The sequence below is a fragment of the Hartmannibacter diazotrophicus genome (assembly GCF_900231165.1).
GTDB classification, from domain to species: domain Bacteria; phylum Pseudomonadota; class Alphaproteobacteria; order Rhizobiales; family Pleomorphomonadaceae; genus Hartmannibacter; species Hartmannibacter diazotrophicus.
The window spans coordinates 2074418-2090617 of record NZ_LT960614.1; the positions used below are offsets into that span (position 1 = coordinate 2074418).

A 16200-nucleotide genomic window follows, 5' to 3' on the forward strand; every position below is an offset into this window, starting at 1 on the left:
ATTTCAGGGGGAAGACCATGAAGGAAGTGCTCGACGAGTTGGATCGCCGCCGCGAGGCCGCCCGCATGGGCGGTGGCCAGCGCCGCATCGACGCCCAGCATGGCCGCGGCAAGCTGACGGCGCGTGAGCGCATCGAGATCCTGCTCGACGAGGGAAGCTTCGAGGAGTTCGACATGTTCGTCGAACACCGCTGCACCGACTTCGGAATGGAATCCCAGAAGATCTCCGGCGACGGCGTCGTCACCGGCTGGGGCACGGTCAACGGCCGCACCGTCTTCCTCTTCTCCAAGGACTTCACGGTCTTCGGCGGTTCGCTCTCCGAGACGCACGCCAAGAAGATGGTCAAGATCCAGGACATGGCGCTGAAGAACCGCGCCCCGGTGATTGGCCTCTTCGATGCCGGCGGCGCCCGCATCCAGGAAGGCGTTGCCGCGCTCGCCGGCTACGGCGAGGTCTTCCAGCGCAATGTGCTGGCCTCCGGTGTCATCCCTCAGATCTCGCTGATCATGGGCCCCTGCGCCGGAGGCGACGTCTATTCGCCGGCGATGACCGACTTCATCTTCATGGTGCGCGACACGTCCTACATGTACGTGACCGGCCCGGACGTGGTGAAGACCGTCACCAACGAGACCGTGACTCACGAGCAGCTCGGCGGCGCTTCGGTCCACACAGTGAAGTCGTCGATCGCCGACGGTGCTTTCGAGAACGACGTCGATGCGCTCATCGAGATGCGTCGCCTGATCGACTTCCTGCCCTCCAACAACGAGGCGGATGCGCCGGAGTTCGACGTCTACGACGATCCGGACCGCCTCGACATGTCGCTGGACCGGCTGATTCCGGACAACCCGAACAAGCCCTACGACATGAAGGAACTGATCCTGAAGACGGTCGACGAGGGCGACTTCTTCGAGATCCAGGCGACCCACGCCAAGAACATCATCACGGGTTTCGGCCGCATGGAGGGCCGCACGGTCGGCTTCATCGCCAACCAGCCGATGGTGCTTGCCGGCGTGCTCGACAGCGACGCCAGCCGCAAGGCGGCGCGTTTCGTGCGCTTCTGCGACTGCTTCAACATTCCGATCGTCACCTTCGTCGACGTGCCGGGCTTCCTGCCGGGCACCGCGCAGGAATACGGCGGCCTCATCAAGCATGGCGCCAAGCTGCTGTTCGCCTATTCGGAGGCAACCGTGCCGAAGGTGACTGTGATCACCCGCAAGGCCTATGGCGGCGCCTATGACGTCATGGCGTCGAAGCATATCGGCGGCGACATCAACTACGCCTGGCCGACTGCCGAAATCGCGGTGATGGGCGCCAAGGGCGCGGCGGAAATCCTCTATCGCTCGGAACTCGGCGACCCGGAGAGAATCGCCGCCCGCATCAAGGAATATGAGACCCGCTTCGCCAACCCCTTCGTCGCGGCCGAGCGCGGCTACATCGACGAGGTCATCTTCCCGCATTCGACCCGCAAGCGCGTGTCACGGGCTCTCAAGCTGCTCCAGAACAAGCATGTCGAGATGCCCTGGAAGAAGCACGACAACATTCCTCTCTGAGGGATTGAGTCCACTGGAAAGGCTGAAAGCCGGTCACTCCGGCTTCGGCCGGACCGGTCCGTAGAAAATCACCCACACCTTGAAATCGTCGCTGAAGCTCTCGAAGCGGTGGGGCACATAGGCGGGAACGTAGAGCAGGTCGCCGGGACCGAAATCGACGAGTTCGTCGCCCCGGCTGAAGGTGCCCGTTCCGGTCGCGACGATATAGAGTTCGTCCCGGTCATGCGGCTGCTGCTTGTCGGTCCCGACTGGCGCATAAGCCTCGATCGAAATCTCCTCGCGCTGCTCGAAGACTGTCTCGAACGGATGGACTTCGGAAAGGCGGCTGAAAGCGTCCCTTAGCGTCACCCGAACGGCTGTGGAGGAGGGGCGTTCGGCCATTCGGTAATCCTTCGCATTGAGCCCGTCCGAGAGCGGTGGGGCTTCTAGCCCGCCACCGCCGCCTCATACTCTTCCGACAGCATCAGCCACTCTTCCTCGGCCGCCTCGATCGCCTTTTCAGTGTCGGACCGGTCCTTGGCGAATTTCGCGCCCCTTGCCGGGTCCTTGGCAAAGAGAGCCGCGTCGGCGAGGATGAGGTCGAGCCCGCTCAGGGCGCCGCGCAGCTGCTCGAGCTTCTTCTCGATTGCCTGGATGCGCTTGCGCAGCGGCGCCAGTTCCGAGCGCTTTTCGGCATTCTGCTTGCGCTTTTCCGAGCCTGTCGTCTTGATCTCGGGCTTTGCCTCGACAGCCGGCTCGGCCTTGCGCTTCGGCATCGTGCCCGAAAGGACGTAGCGCTTGTAGTCGTCCATGTCGCCGTCGAAGACCTGCACCTTGCCGTCGGCGACGAGCCACAGCCGGTCCATGGTGGCTTCCACAAGATGTCGGTCGTGGGCGATCAGGATCACGGCACCGGAAAAGTCGTTGAGCGCGGCCATCAGGCTTTCGCGCGCCTCGATGTCGAGGTGGTTGGTCGGCTCGTCGAGGATCAGCAGGTTCGGCCCGTGGAAGGTCGCCATGCCGAGCAGCAGGCGGGCGCGTTCGCCACCGGAAAGTTCCGCGGCGGGGGTGTCCATCCGCTTGACGTCGAGACCCATCTTCGCCGTTCGCGCGCGCACCTTGGATTCGGGTGCGTCCAGCATCAGCCGGCGGACATGCGCGACGGGGCTTTCCTCGGGCACCAACTCGTCAAGCTGATGCTGGGCGAAGAAGGCGATGTTCAGCTTGGAGGCGCGGGTGATCGAGCCGCCCATCGACTCCAGCCGTTCCGCGATCAGCTTGGCGAGCGTCGACTTGCCGTTGCCGTTCTTGCCGAGCAGCGCGATGCGGTCGTCGTCGTCGATGCGTAAGGTCAGGTTGGAGAGAACCGGCTTGCCCGCCTCGTAGCCGACGCTGACCTTGTCGAAGGCAAGGATCGGCGGCGCGAGCGTCGCCTTCGGGCTCGGGATATGGATCGGCGGCATCACCTCGTCGACGATGCCCTCGATGAACTCCATCTTCTCCAGCATCTTGAGGCGCGACTGCGCCTGGCGCGCCTTGGTCGCCTTGGCGCGGAAGCGGTCGACGAAGCTCTGCAGGTGCTTGCGCTTGGCGTCCTGCTTCTCCTTGGCCTTTTCGAGAAGCATTGCCTTTTCGCGCCGCTGGCGGGCGAACTGGGTATAGCCACCCCTCCAGAAGGTGATCTTGTTGTGCTCCAGATGGAGAATGCCGGTGACCGCCTTGTCCAGAAGATCGCGGTCGTGGCTGATCAGCAGCACCGAATAGGGATAGCGGGCGATGTAGCTCTCCAGCCACAAGGTGCCTTCCAGATCGAGATAGTTGGTCGGCTCGTCGAGCAGCAGGAGATCCGGCTCGGTGAAGAGCACGGCGGCGAGAGCGACGCGCATGCGCCAGCCGCCGGAGAAGGACTTGCAGGTCCGGGCCTGGGCCTCGGCATCGAAGCCGAGACCGGCGAGGATCGTCGCCGCGCGCGCCTCGGCCGAATAGGCGTCGATGTCGGCAAGCCGCATCTGGATATCGGCGATGCGATGGGCATCGGTCGCCGTCTCTGCCTCCGCCAGAAGGGCGGTGCGCTCGACATCGGCCTTCAGCACATATTCGATCAGCGTGTCGTCAGTGCCCGGCGCTTCCTGCGCCACCCGCCCCATCTTCGCACCGCGCGAGAGGGAAATGTCCCCGGACTCCGCATGCAGCTCGCCGCAGATGAGATTGAACAGCGTCGTCTTGCCGGTGCCGTTGCGCCCGACGAGGCCGATCTTGGCGCCGTCCGGGACGACCGCGTTCGCGCCCTCAAGAAGAGTGCGTCCGGCAATGCGATAGGTGAGGTCGGTGATTGTCAGCATGGGGTCGGGTTTTGGCGTGAAGTGAGGGCGGACGCAAGAGATCTTCCGGCCCGAAATGGCCTGATATCGAATTGGAGTGCGCTTTTGATGTCAGGGCCCGGTGTTCCGGGCGGCAAAGACCAGCAAAAATGATGCCGAACCTCAGATCGTCATCTGCTGACCGAGCTCCAGAACGCGGCCCGTCGGGATGCGATAGAAGTCCGTCGCATTGGCGGCCGAACGTGCCAGCCCGATGAAGATCTTGTCCTGCCAGACCGGCATGCCGGTCTTTGCCTGCGCCTTGAAACTGCGCCGGCCGAGGAAGAAGGACGTCTTCATGATGTCGAACTTCAGGCCCATGCGGCGACAGTCGGCCAGCGCCAGCGGCACGTTCGGCTGTTCCATGTAGCCGTAGGTCAGCTTGAGCAACTTGAAATCGTCGCTGAGCGTCGTCAGCTCGATGCGCCTGTCTGCCGGGACTCTCGGCGACGGGGCCGTGACCACCTGCAAGATGACGTTGGTCTCGTGCAGCACCTGATTGTGCTTGAGATTATGCATCAGGGCCGAGGGCACCATCTCCGGATCGCTGGTCAGGAAGATGGCGACGCCGGGAACGCGCGTGCGCGGCTTGCGGCCGAGCGAGGTAATGAGTTCGGTCAGCGGCAGGCTTTCCCGGTGCGCCTTCTCGTAGACGATCTTGGTGCCACGCACCCACGTCCACATGCACAGCGCCAGATAGGCGGCGATGGCGACCGGGATGTAGCCGCCTTCGGCGATCTTCAGGAGATTGGCGGACAGGAAGATCAGCTCGATGAAAAGGAAGGGGACGATGACCAGGATCGAGAGGGCCAGCGACCACTTCCAGACGCGGTGGACGACAACAAAGGCGAGAAGGCTCGTCAGTACCATCGTGCCCGTCACGGCGATGCCGTAGGCCGAGGCAAGGGCGGAGGACGATTCGAACAGTACGACCAGCAGCAGCACGCCGCCGCAGAGCATCCAGTTGACGCGCGGCAGGTAGATCTGGCCTTCCTCGGTCTCCGAGGTGTGGCGGATTTCAAGGCGCGGCAGGATGCCGAGTTGAACCGCCTGCCGTGTCAGCGAGAAGGTGCCGGTGATGACCGCCTGGCTGGCGATGATGGTGGCGATGGCTGCCATGATGACCATCGGCAGGCGGGCGACATCCGGCAGCATCAGGAAGAAGGGATTTTCCGCGCCCTCCGGATGGGCGAGCACGAAGGCGCCCTGGCCCATGTAGTTGAGGGCAAGGGCGGGAAAGACGAGGCCGAGCCAGGCGAGGCGGATCGGCGTGCGCCCGAAATGGCCCATGTCCGCATAGAGCGCTTCCGCGCCGGTGACCGCCAGGAAGACGGAACCGAGCACCGCAAGGCCGCCCATGCCGTTGTTGAGCAGAAATTCGGCGGCATTCAGGGGGTTGAGCGCCAGCAGGATGGCCGGATCGTCGCTGATATGCATGAGGCCGGCGCCGGCGAGCGCCAGGAACCAGATCGCCGTCAGCGGTCCGAACAGGGCCGCAACGGCGCCGGTGCCGCGGCTTTGAACGAAGAAGAGGCCGACGATGATGATCATCGTCAGCGGCACCACGAAATCGTCGAAGACCGGCGTGATGATCCTGAGGCCCTCGATGGCCGAAAGCACCGAGATGGCCGGCGTGATGATGGCATCGCCATAAAACAGCGCCGCGCCAAGGATGCCGACGACAAGCACGAAGGTCGTCCGCGATTTCATGACGCCCTGGGCAAGGGCCAGAAGCGAGAAGATGCCGCCTTCGCCTTTGTTGTCCGCCCGCATGAGGAAGAGGACGTATTTGATCGTGACGATGGCGACCAGCGACCAGAGCAGCAGCGAGACGATGCCTTCCACATCGGCACGCGAGATTCCGTCATAGGCCGTATGCGCCAGCGCTTCTCGCAACGCATAGAGCGGACTGGTGCCGATATCGCCATAGACGACACCGACCGAGCCGAGCGCCAGCGTGAGCACGCTGGCTTTCTTGTGCCCCGGATGGTCGGATGCGGTTGTCTCGGGAGACGGAGGCAATGACGTCGACGCGTCGGCGTCGGTCACATCGGCTTGGAGCTTGGGCTCATCTGGCATGCATTGCGCCTGAATAGATGTCACCTGGAACGTCCCGCCGTTTCGGCGAGACGTCATCGAACGGGGCCGCCGGGCAGATCACCGGCCGGCCCGGCATATTCCGATCGGTATGGCCAACCGGATCCGGGACGATCGACGCCCGGAGACGGCGTTCCCGTCAACACGCTGGCCGAGGGTCTATACATCTTGCAGCCAAATGGCGAAAGGCCGAACGGCTTTCGCCGAACGGCCTTCGGATATTCGCGCCCTTGCCCGAGGGGCAATCGTCAGGTGCCTTGCTCCAGGTCGGGCGCCAGGACAGCGCGGACAGTCAGGCGTTTCAGACCGCCCGTGAGCGTTGGGCTGAAGAATGCCCGCAGCTTTCGGACGGTCCGACGCGCAGGATGCCAACGATCCGCGCAACGTCTTCCTGCGTGGTCAGCTCGTGGCCTCCGGCGCCCCGGAGATCGAGAGCTGCTTGCCGGCCTGCTCGCAGCGGAAGGTCAGGGCAGGGCCCTCCGGCGTCTTGAACGACGCGTCGGTGTTGTTCTCCAGCAGAAACTCGAGCCGGGCCGGTTCGATCGTCCGGGCACCTTCGGGCTCCAGCGGCACGGAAATCAGCGTCATGGCGCAGGCGCGGGCCTCCGTCATGAAGAAGCCCATGGCCCGCTGGCCGCCGATCTCCATGTCGAAGCCGACCGCCGGCGTGAGGGCAAGGGCGCCCGCCTGCGTCGCGGCACCTTTGGCCGACGCAAGGCCTGTCGCGATGGCCATGGCCGCGGCAACGCTGAAAGCAACTGTGGTTCCGGTCAAATGAATCCTGAAAGCCATTGAAAAATCCTCGAAAAATAAGCGCCGCATCGCGCAATGGTTCTAAAAGTCTGTGTATTTCCGGCGAAATCCGGTGCCGGTTCTGCGTCCGCACTTGCGAAAAAATGCAAGCGGGAGCGTTTCCGCAGCCTTGTTTCGGACGGGGGCGCCGTCGTGCAATGGGGCTGCGAAGATACAGCTGTGAGCAGCGATATCGCCGGAAGGCAGACATCGCGCTCACAGCCGCAAGTGCAGGCAATGTGCACCGGTCGCAGAATCTGGAGAATCAGGAAAGGAATTCGGGACATCCGGATCCGTGACCACAGCCGTGATCCCGGTTTTCCCCCCGTTGTCTATCCTGGGCGCTGCCCGGAAGACGAATTCCTCCCCGATCTGCTCCAGCGTCTCCTCGAAGGTGCAGGTCTTACAAAAACAATAGTCTTGATCAAAAACACCGCATCGAAAATCAACAGATCATCAAATATGCCGGCAAGCAAAACTGCTGTCGGCGATCTTGGTGCCGGCCGTTTCCGGACGGCTAAAGGTCTCAAAAACAACTTAAACACGATCACCTGAGGCACGGAAAACCCAGCCCCATGGCATTCGAAAATGGCCTGCTGCGATTCATTTGTTCGTATACAAACGATTGGGATGAACCGCTTTCAAACCCGGCCCCAAACGAACGCGGTGACGATCAGGACCCAACACATCGCGGGCATCAAAGATTGATCCCAACGATGGCGAAGGCCTGAAAGTGGGCCAGTCTCCCGTTCCGCCTCTTGAACGATCGAACTGAACCAACCGCACCGCCATCCACAAGAGCACTACCGAAGCTTTCGTTCCGGCGGATACTTTTGTGTTCGAACTTTGCCGATTTGAAACAAATCACCCAGAAATATGGCAATTTTGTGTCATTTGTGGTTAAATGTTACATTCTGAGGTGTTTGGTGGCTTGTTTGTGGCATTTGTATACGATTTTGTGTCCGTTAACGCTCAGCTTTCCCACGGAAATCGGGAATATTCGGCTTCTGTAAGAAAAATTACAAAACCGAAGCGCATACGAACGCCGCCCTGAAAACAAGAAAATGCCGCTGCGCCCGGTGGGGCACAGCGGCATCGAAAAGCCTGAAGTCTGCGGGCCGCAAAGGCCGATCAGATCGCGCCGGGCTGAACCTTGGCGATACGAACGGAGCCGGCATCCTTGGCGCAGGTGAACGTCAGCGAGCTGCCGTCCTGGGTTTCGACCGCGGCCTGCTGGCCGGAGGGCAGGGAGAACGCGACACGGGCCGGCTGCACGAGGGCGTCTTCCAGATCGGCGGCGCCGACGACCATGGTCATGGCGCAGGCGTTGCCGGCGGTCGTGAATGTGCCGATGGCATGGGTGGTGCCGATGGTCTGGTGGAACCCTGCGCCGGCGGCATAGAGGGCACCGGCCGCGCCGGTGTCACGAGCGCCGGCATATGCGAACCCGGCGGCGGTCACGACAGCGGCGACAGCGGCAGCAGCGGCGATTCGGGCGGCGAACGGACGAGTAGCGGACATTGTTTTCTCCACATCATATGGGTCGCCCGCTATTCTGTTAGGGCGCGGCGACCCGGTTCCACGTCATTTCGGCATGCGGAAAGGAGACGTGGAAGCGCCTTCCTGCACGGTTTGACGTCAACGATGGCGTCGGTCTGGGTCCCTCGAACTGGCCATTCGCGTCAGATCGCGAACTTCTTGACCCGCTCACGGGGAGTGCACTGCCAGCGAACGACCCGCCATTTGGGATGCGACTCATTCCACTGGGCGATGGTCTGCGGCGCGGTCATCATGCACTGCATGGGCCCGACGGGGTCCATCGACACGACGATGTTTTCCTTGCGGCAGTCGACCGGTGAACTGAGAAGGCAGATCGAAAGAAGCAGTTCCATGCGAGAGGTCCCCTTGTGTTTGTGGTGACCCGCCAGGCGCTTCCTTCGTTTCCCTTCGGTTCGTTTTGCGGCGTTGCAACATAGGTAGGACGAATATGCCGATTTGGGAATAGGCAATTAAAAAATTTAAAACGTTTAAAATGCGTCTAACCGATTTATATCGCGATAAAAAATCTGAATTACCGTGTTAGAAAAACTGAATATGCAGAAAATGAAGGGTAGATATGCGCTCAAAGCGAGGCATTGGGAAGTAAAAGCCAGAATTACTGGCGAGTTATATATAGGTGGTTTCAGAGGGCGAAAAATGCCCTGTCGTTGATGTAGATCAATGCGCGAAAATATTTGAAAAAATTGGGATTTTGAAAACATTCAGATGATTGTCCTGATCGCCTTGCAGGCGAGTCAGCGGTGCGGCTTAAAAATTTTAAAATCGGATCACCAACCTGTGTTCGCCGCACGAGCGTTTTTCCGGGGCAGGGGCTTGTCCCGCTCGCCCTGCCATTCCTTAACATGCGCGCGGAATTCGGCGCGGCGGCCCACGGCCCCGCGACGGACGATCGGCGATGAATAAGGAAAGGCTGTTCATGACCTTGCGACTTTACGATCTTTGCGGAGCGGACCCGAAGCTGCGCTTCAGCCCCTATTGCTGGCGGGTAAAGCTGGCTCTTCGCCACAAGGGAATCAGCGTCGAGACAGTGCCGACCCCGTTCACTGCGGTCCCGGAAATCGGCGGCGGCGGATTTCCGACGGTTCCGGTTCTGGAGCTTGAAGACGGCAAGACGCGGATCGTGGAGAGCTTCGCGATCGCTGAATATCTGGAGGAGACCTTCCCTGATCGACCGGCCCTCTTCTCGCCGGGCCCGGCCGGCCGGGCCAGTGCGCGTTTCATGGACGGCTTTGCGAACATGACCTTTGCAGCGCTGGCTTTCCCCCTGATCGCCAAGGACATCCACGCCCACCTCACCGAAGCGGACCAGGTCTATTTCCGCCAGAGCCGCGAAAAGCGTCTCGGCAAGACGCTGGAAGAGGCGGCCGCCGGACGCGAGAACAAGCTCGGCGAATTTCGCAAGACCCTCGCGCCCGTGCGCCACGTCCTGCGCTCGTCGCCCTACCTCGGTGGCGAGTCGCCTCTCTATGTCGATTTCATCCTCGCCGGTGCCCTGACCTGGGCAACGACCATCAGCGACTATCCGATTCTCGGCGACGAGGCGGAGATCTCCGACTGGCTGAAGCGGGTGACGCAGGGCGAAACCGCTCTGGCCTGATGGCGGACCAGCGACGGGCCTGTTGCGGCGACGCGGCAGGCGCCTGTCCGCGCCGGGACACGCTGCAAAGTATTCAGGGCAGTTCGGAAAGAGTGAGGCCGCCGCCAGGGTAGGTTGACGGCGGCCTCTTGCCCATCCGGTTCCCGTCGATGCCGGTCAACAGGCACCGAAATGAGCATTGGAGGGCCGGTCGCAGCGCGTGCGTCTGCCTCCGGTCCGGGGCGACAACTCATGTCTGCAGGCGTTTCAGCTGCGGACAACCCGGATATTGGTCGCTATTTGCGATAAGTTCCAATTGTAAGTTCTGACCAGTCAAATAAGAATATCTGATCATGCTGACGCTGCGCCAACTCCGCTATCTCGATGCGCTTGCCCAGGAAGGCCATTTCGGCAAGGCCGCCGAACGGGTCTCCGTGAGCCAGCCTGCGCTGTCCATGCAGATCAGAGAACTTGAGGCCGCACTCGGCGCCACGCTCGTGGAACGCTCGGCGAGTGGCGCGCGGCTGACCCTGACCGGCGAGGGCGTCGTTGCCCGGGCGAGGCGTATTCTTGCCGAGGTCGGCGATCTGGAGTCCTTCGCCTCCCGCAAGGCCGGCGACCTCGCCGGGCCGCTGCGGATCGGCGTCATTCCCTCGATCGCGCCCTATCTGCTGCCCAAGCTGCTCCCGCGTCTCAGCGAGGAATTTCCGCGTCTGCAGCTCTCCATCCGCGAGACGGTCACCGCGACGCTTGTCGACGAACTGGCGGCGGGAACGCTGGACCTCGTGATCGCAAGCTTGCCGCTCGAGCATCCGTCCTTCGAGGAAGTGACAGTGTTCAGCGACGCCTTCCTGCTGGCAAGGCCCAACCGCGGGCGGTTCGCCGAATTGCAGGTCCATGCCGCCAGCGAGATCGCGCCGGAATCGCTGCTGCTGCTGGAAGACGGTCATTGCCTTAGGGATCAGACGCTCAACGTCTGCGGCGGCATCGACGCGCGCCGCTTGCGCTCGAGCGGCGTCACCAGCCTGTCGACGATCCTTCAGCTTGTGGCGGCGGGGCAGGGCATTACGCTCCTGCCGGAAATCTTCCTGCGCAGCGTCCCCGTCGATCCGTCCGAGATTCAGGTCTCGCGTTTCAGTTCGCCGGAACCGTGCCGGGCGGTCGGAATGGCATGGCGCCGATCGAACCCGCGTGCGGAGGAGTTCCGGCGTCTGCTGCCATCCGTGGCAGGGTGTTCGGGAAGCCTGGTGGCCCCTGCCTGACGCTCCCCGTCAGCGTTGCCGAACAATCAGCTCTTCTGCCGGCGATAGCACGGCCAGCGCCAGGCGCGACGGCTTCCGATGTCGATGTGGATCGCCTGCGTATGGCAGTAGAGACCGATGCCGCCGCGATCGGACTGGGCAAAGAAGAACTTGGCCAGCGTGTCGCGGGCAACGCCGGGCATGTAGAGGTCGACCGCGTTGCAGTACATGTGCTGGGAATTGCGCGCGCCATTGACCCGCCGGTTATAGGGCGGCGAGCGATAGCCGGACGTGATCACGACCTTCTTGCCGAAACGCGCCTCGGCCCGGCGTACCAGGGAGACGAGTTGCGGTTTCAGGCATCCCACCTGAATTGAACTGCGTGCGAGCAGGAGCCCGTTGCCGGCAACGACCGCGCTGGCCGGAACGCCCGGCACACGCATGGAGAAGGGATGCATCGGTCCATTGGTGAAGAAGTCGCTCGGGTCGTCATCCGGCGAACGCGACACCAGGACGATTCCCTCGGGCCAGTCGACCCCCGGCAGGCTGTCCATCTTCTCCACGCGGTGGGGCTTTTGAAAGGCTGCCGCCTCCGGTTCGTCATCCTCCGGCGGCGCCTCGACGCTCGCCTCGACGATCGGCTGGTTCTCGGCGGCTGCAAGGGCCTTTGCCGTTTCGGTCGCCTTGCCGTCCGCGCCGTTGGCCGTCTCCGTCTTGGCGCCGTCCTGAGACTTCGTGCCGTCCTCGGCCTTGGTCGCCGTCTCCGTCGTCTTGCCCGGCGCGGGCTCGGCGGCCTTTTCGGCCTTCGCCGCCTCACCGTTGGCCTTGTCTGCAGAAGCGTCCGCGGTCTTATTCTCGTCGGCCTGCTCTTTCGTGCCCGCTGTGGTGGCGCTCTCGGGTGCGCCAGCCGTCTTCTCGCCGTCGGCCGTCTTTTCGCCGTCAGCCTTTTCCTCGTCCTTGGAGGCGGTATCGACTGCCTGTTGCGCTGCGGCTCTGGCCGACTCCTGCGTGGAATTGCGGGCGAATTCGGACGGATCGGTCAAGCTCTGGCAAGAGCCGAGCACCAACGCCACGACAGCAAGACTCGTGAGGCAAAGCGCGGTCTTCAGAACAAATCCCTCCCGGCGCCATTGGATGGCGTTGGCGTTTCCCGTGTTTGCCGCTGAGCAGGCAATCTACCTGACAGGCTAAGTGCGAATCAAACGAATATCAGGCGTTCGTCGCATCAGTTGATCGTCCTGACGTTGCAGAAATCTTACTGACACTGCAAGTCGCCGGAATGGCGAAATGGACGAAATGCCATGGGCAATTGGAATTGGCGGCCAGTAACACCACAACAACGCAGGGAATGACAAGCCGAAAAATACGGATGGCCGGCGGACTGCTGCTGCGGCAATCCACCGGCCATGTTGTTGACAGCCATCAAGGAGACGGCCGTCCGACACTGCTAGAATAGCGCAACTCTAGGGTTTTGAAGGGACAGGACCGTGTGCGGGCCGGCTTACCAGTGCCCGGTGTTCGGCATCGACGTCCACGGTTCGGCGGGAGCGAGCGCCTCGCCCTTTTGCAGCAGTTCGATCGAGATGTTGTCCGGCGAGCGGATGAAGGCCATGCGGCCATCGCGCGGCGGGCGGTTGATCGTCACGCCGGCCTTCATGAGCCGGTCGCAAAGGCCGTAGATGTCGTCGACCTCATAGGCGAGATGGCCGAAATTGCGGCCTTCTCCGTAGGCCTCCGGATCCCAGTTGTGGGTGAGTTCGACGAGCGGCGCCGCGCCGGCCTTGGCCCTCTCGCGGTCATCTGGCGCGGCCAGAAAAATCAGCGTATAGCGACCGTTCGGGTAGTCGTTCCGGCGGACTTCGACGAGCCCGAGTTTGTTGCAGTAGAAGTCCAGAGCGGCGTCGACATCGGCCACGCGGACCATGGTGTGCAGATAGCGCATGAAATATCCTCGATCTTGATCCTGAAGGCGGGCAACCTATCCTGATGTAGGAGCATGTCCGTTTCTTGAAAATGGCGGTTCGGATTTTTTGAGTTCTGGTTCAGGAAATCGTGTGGAAAAAGCGAAGTCCAATGATTATATAGAGTTAACAAATAGTTAACAAAGGCTTGGTGGCCACTTGCCTTAGAATTCGGCAAGGAGTTGCCGTCGTAACGACAGTTGGAGTTTGCTTTTCATGCCACTGATTCGGATTTTCGCAGGAGAACGGGCAGGAATCGCGTCCGTGCACTTGCGAAGACCTGGGCATTCGGTGCTAAGATTCATTCGCGGGAATCAACTTTTTTTGTTGATGTGATGTGGCCGGCATAGTTGCTGTCGTAGGGGAGGGGCCATTCTCATGGCTAAGGTGGAGTCGGATCTGAAGTCTGTTTCCGGCGTCGGAGACGAAGTCACTGCGGACGTGATCGAGGTTGCAGGCACGATCAAGTGGTTCGACGTGGCAAAGGGGTTCGGCTTCATTGTACCGGACGACGAAATGCCGGATATCCTCCTGCATGTGACCTGCCTGCGTCGCGACGGCTTCCAGACCGCCTATGAAGGGGCACGGGTGGTCTGCGAGGTTCTGGATCGTCCGAAGGGGCTGCAGGCCCTGCGCATTCTTTCCATGGATGAGTCCTCCGCCGTTCATCCGTCCCAGATGGCGCCCTCGCGCACGCACGTTCAGGTCGTGCCCACCAGCGGGCTGGAGCGCGTTTCCGTGAAGTGGTTCAACCGCGTTCGTGGATTCGGTTTCGTATCCAAGGGTGAGGGGCATCCGGATATTTTCATCCACATGGAGACCCTGCGCCGTTACGGCATGGCCGAGCTGCGCCCCGGGCAGGAAGTGCTGGTGCGTTTCGGCGACGGACCCAAGGGTCTCATGGCCTCCGAGGTGCGTCCGCTGACGGCCGGCGGAGCCCCATCCTCGCACTGATTCCTTCCATGACAGGGTGTCCCTTGAGCGGCAATTCGGACGCGCCTCGGCCCGGAACGGTTCGATGCTGAGGCGTTTGCTCCTTGCCGCCGGATTGGGCGTCTGCGCGGTCTTAGCGGCGGCTGTCTCCGTGTCGTGGCTGGATGCGCCGCTTGCAATCGCATCCAGAGCCGCCTCATCCCTGGAGACGCTGACCGTTGAGACGACCGGCGGGCCGAAGTCGTTCAAGGTCGAACTCGCCCTGACCCCGGATCAGCGAAGCCGGGGCCTGATGTTCCGCAAGGAAATGGCGCCCGACCACGGCATGTTCTTCGACATGGGGCGCACCGCGCCAGCCTATTTCTGGATGAAGAACACCTATCTGTCGCTCGATATCATCTTCATCGACGAGCACGGTAGCGTCGCGACGATCGCCGAAAACGCCAAGCCGCTCTCCGAAGAGATGATCCCCTCCGGTTCGCCCATCCGCTACGTGCTGGAACTGGTTGCCGGCGGCGCCCGGCGTTTCGGCATTCAGGTTGGCGACAAGGTCGACATACCGCCACGGATGCAGGCGCAGTAAGTCTCCATCGTCATGGACGCCGCCTGCTCCAGAATCGGGGCGGCGCTCCTGCCAAGGCAACTCGGCTGACGAACGCCGCCGTTTTCGATCTGTGGTCCCGGCCAGTCAGCGTTGCTGGCGCCCCAGCCAGACGAGCAGAGCCCCGGAGAGGGCGAAAAGGCTGCCTGCCACGGGAACCATGGCATAGCCATACCCCGCAGCGATGACCGCACCGCCCGCCGCCGCTCCAATGGCATTGCCAAGGTTGAAGGCGCCGACATTGATGGACGAGGCGAGGCCCGGGGCTTCCGAGGCGGCGTGCATCACTCGCATCTGCACCGGCGGCACCATGGCGAAGGCCGCAGCGCCCCAGAACAGCAGTCCGACAGCCGCGCCGATATGGCTTGGCAGAAGCAGCGGCATGACCAGCATGATCGCCGTCAGTGCGCCGAGGAAAAGCATCGTCGCGCCGTCCAGAGACCATCCCGCAAGCCGTCCGCCGATCCAGTTGCCGGCAGTGAAGCCGACACCGATCAGGACAAGGCAGAGCGTCACGAAGGCTCCCGACGCGCCCGCAAGCGTCTCGAGCGCCGCCGCCACATAGGTGTAGAGGGAGAACATGGCGCTCGCGCCCAGAACCGTCGTGGCCATGGCGAGCAGAACCCTGGGGTGGGTGAGGACGCGCAGTTCACGCCGGATGTCCGGCATCTTGCCGGGCTCGCCCCTTGGGAGCGCCATGGCGAGCGCGGCAATGGCAACGAGGCCGAGGACGGCCGTGCCCGCAAAGGCCATGCGCCAGCCGACCTGTTGTCCGATCCAGGTTGCCGCTGGCACGCCGCCGATATTGGCGATGGTCAGGCCCATGAACATCGTTGCCACCGCGGCGGCCTGCTTGTCCCTGGACACGAGTCCCGCAGCGACCACCGCGCCAAGCCCGAAGAAGGCACCGTGGTTGAGGCTGGTCACAAGGCGCGCGAGCAGCAGCACATCGTAGTTCGGCGCGAGGGCCGACATGAGGTTGCCCAGCGTGAAGATGCCCATGAGCAGCATCAGCGCGGTCCGCTTGCCGAAGCGGCTGAAGGCGATCGTCATGATGGGCGCGCCCACCATCACCCCGCCGGCATAGGCGCTGACGAGCAGGCCCGCCTTGGGGATCGAAACGTCGACACCGTTGGCGATCACCGGCAGAAGACCCATCGGCGAAAATTCCGTGGTGCCGATCCCGAAGGCGCCGATAGCGAGCGCCAGCAGCGCCCATCTGGTGGCGACCGCCGGCTCCGGGCACCTGCCGTCCGATTCGAATGCGACGCTCATTGAGAGAGATCCCTGTTGATTGAAGAGTAAGACGGGTGACCCTTGCCTGAAGGGCCGGGACGGGCAGCACTGAAGGTCCGGCGCGAGCGCAGGCGGAAAGCTCGATCCGATGGTCCAGTGAAATTCAAAGGCCGCGGTTGGGCCGCGCACCCTTCCGGAGGCGGAAAGCCTCGGGAAGACAGTCGCGGCGGACGGCAACGTGGCGTGTGCGGATGGCGATCCGGTCGAGATGCATGGAACTGCCCTTTCGGGCAGTTACTTACGATCTGCGTCCC

The 16200-nt window shown here is 62.5% G+C and carries 15 protein-coding genes; 6 read left to right on the plus strand and 9 right to left on the minus strand.

Annotation, left to right across the window (positions count from 1 at the left end; all coding sequences use genetic code 11):
- The first annotated feature begins 17 nt into the window (after positions 1-17).
- Entirely contained in the window at positions 18-1550 is a 1533-nt protein-coding gene (locus HDIA_RS09695; RefSeq protein ID WP_099555981.1) for an acyl-CoA carboxylase subunit beta, read from the plus strand.
- Between the two features lie 33 nt (positions 1551-1583).
- Here HDIA_RS09695 and HDIA_RS09700 read toward each other — a convergent pair whose 3' ends face one another.
- The 4 genes from HDIA_RS09700 to HDIA_RS09715 all read right to left on the minus strand — a co-directional run bounded on the left by HDIA_RS09700 (position 1584) and on the right by HDIA_RS09715 (position 6778).
- Positions 1584-1931 (minus strand): cupin domain-containing protein, encoded by a 348-nt coding sequence (locus HDIA_RS09700; protein ID WP_099555982.1) that lies wholly within the window; start codon positions 1929-1931, stop codon positions 1584-1586.
- Positions 1932-1975: 44 nt separating this feature from the next.
- On the minus strand, positions 1976-3871 hold the full coding sequence (locus HDIA_RS09705) for an ABC-F family ATP-binding cassette domain-containing protein (RefSeq protein WP_099555983.1): 1896 nt from the start codon (positions 3869-3871) through the stop codon (positions 1976-1978).
- 141 nt (positions 3872-4012) lie between these two features.
- Positions 4013-5968: a potassium transporter Kup gene (locus HDIA_RS09710; protein WP_099555984.1), complete on the minus strand. Its 1956-nt coding sequence runs from the start codon at positions 5966-5968 to the stop codon at positions 4013-4015.
- A 417-nt stretch (positions 5969-6385) separates the two neighbouring features.
- Positions 6386-6778: a hypothetical protein gene (locus HDIA_RS09715; RefSeq protein ID WP_099555985.1), complete on the minus strand. Its 393-nt coding sequence runs from the start codon at positions 6776-6778 to the stop codon at positions 6386-6388.
- Between the two features lie 180 nt (positions 6779-6958).
- On the opposite strand from HDIA_RS09715, the gene HDIA_RS25280 reads away from it, so the two are divergent.
- On the plus strand, positions 6959-7333 hold the full coding sequence (locus HDIA_RS25280; protein ID WP_157775457.1) for a hypothetical protein: 375 nt from the start codon (positions 6959-6961) through the stop codon (positions 7331-7333).
- A gap of 576 nt (positions 7334-7909) precedes the next feature.
- Here the strand turns inward: HDIA_RS25280 and HDIA_RS09720 are convergent.
- Both HDIA_RS09720 and HDIA_RS09725 read right to left on the minus strand, forming a co-directional pair.
- Complete coding sequence (locus HDIA_RS09720; protein ID WP_099555986.1) at positions 7910-8299, minus strand: hypothetical protein; 390 nt, start codon at positions 8297-8299, stop codon at positions 7910-7912.
- A gap of 161 nt (positions 8300-8460) precedes the next feature.
- Positions 8461-8670: a hypothetical protein gene (locus HDIA_RS09725; protein WP_099555987.1), complete on the minus strand. Its 210-nt coding sequence runs from the start codon at positions 8668-8670 to the stop codon at positions 8461-8463.
- A 584-nt stretch (positions 8671-9254) separates the two neighbouring features.
- Here HDIA_RS09725 and HDIA_RS09730 point away from each other — a divergent pair.
- Both HDIA_RS09730 and HDIA_RS09735 read left to right on the plus strand, forming a co-directional pair.
- The gene (locus HDIA_RS09730; RefSeq protein WP_157775459.1) at positions 9255-9935 is read left to right on the plus strand and encodes a glutathione S-transferase N-terminal domain-containing protein; all 681 of its coding nucleotides are present in this window, start codon (positions 9255-9257) and stop codon (positions 9933-9935) included.
- A 332-nt stretch (positions 9936-10267) separates the two neighbouring features.
- Entirely contained in the window at positions 10268-11176 is a 909-nt protein-coding gene (locus HDIA_RS09735) for a hydrogen peroxide-inducible genes activator (RefSeq protein ID WP_099555989.1), read from the plus strand.
- Positions 11177-11202: 26 nt separating this feature from the next.
- Here HDIA_RS09735 and HDIA_RS09740 read toward each other — a convergent pair whose 3' ends face one another.
- Positions 11203-12228, minus strand: a complete 1026-nt coding sequence (locus HDIA_RS09740; RefSeq protein WP_157775461.1) for a D-Ala-D-Ala carboxypeptidase family metallohydrolase — start codon at positions 12226-12228, stop codon at positions 11203-11205.
- 428 nt (positions 12229-12656) lie between these two features.
- Positions 12657-13097 carry a VOC family protein gene (locus HDIA_RS09745; protein ID WP_099555991.1) on the minus strand — a complete coding sequence of 147 codons (441 nt, stop codon included), beginning with the start codon at positions 13095-13097 and terminating at the stop codon, positions 12657-12659.
- A gap of 397 nt (positions 13098-13494) precedes the next feature.
- Between HDIA_RS09745 and HDIA_RS09750 the strand changes: the two genes are divergently transcribed.
- On the plus strand, positions 13495-14070 hold the full coding sequence (locus tag HDIA_RS09750; RefSeq protein ID WP_099555992.1) for a cold-shock protein: 576 nt from the start codon (positions 13495-13497) through the stop codon (positions 14068-14070).
- Between the two features lie 64 nt (positions 14071-14134).
- Positions 14135-14632, plus strand: a complete 498-nt coding sequence (locus tag HDIA_RS09755) for a DUF192 domain-containing protein (RefSeq protein ID WP_099555993.1) — start codon at positions 14135-14137, stop codon at positions 14630-14632.
- Positions 14633-14737: 105 nt separating this feature from the next.
- On the opposite strand, the gene HDIA_RS09760 is transcribed toward HDIA_RS09755, so the two are convergent.
- Complete coding sequence (locus tag HDIA_RS09760) at positions 14738-15925, minus strand: MFS transporter (RefSeq protein ID WP_099555994.1); 1188 nt, start codon at positions 15923-15925, stop codon at positions 14738-14740.
- Positions 15926-16200: the final 275 nt, after the last annotated feature.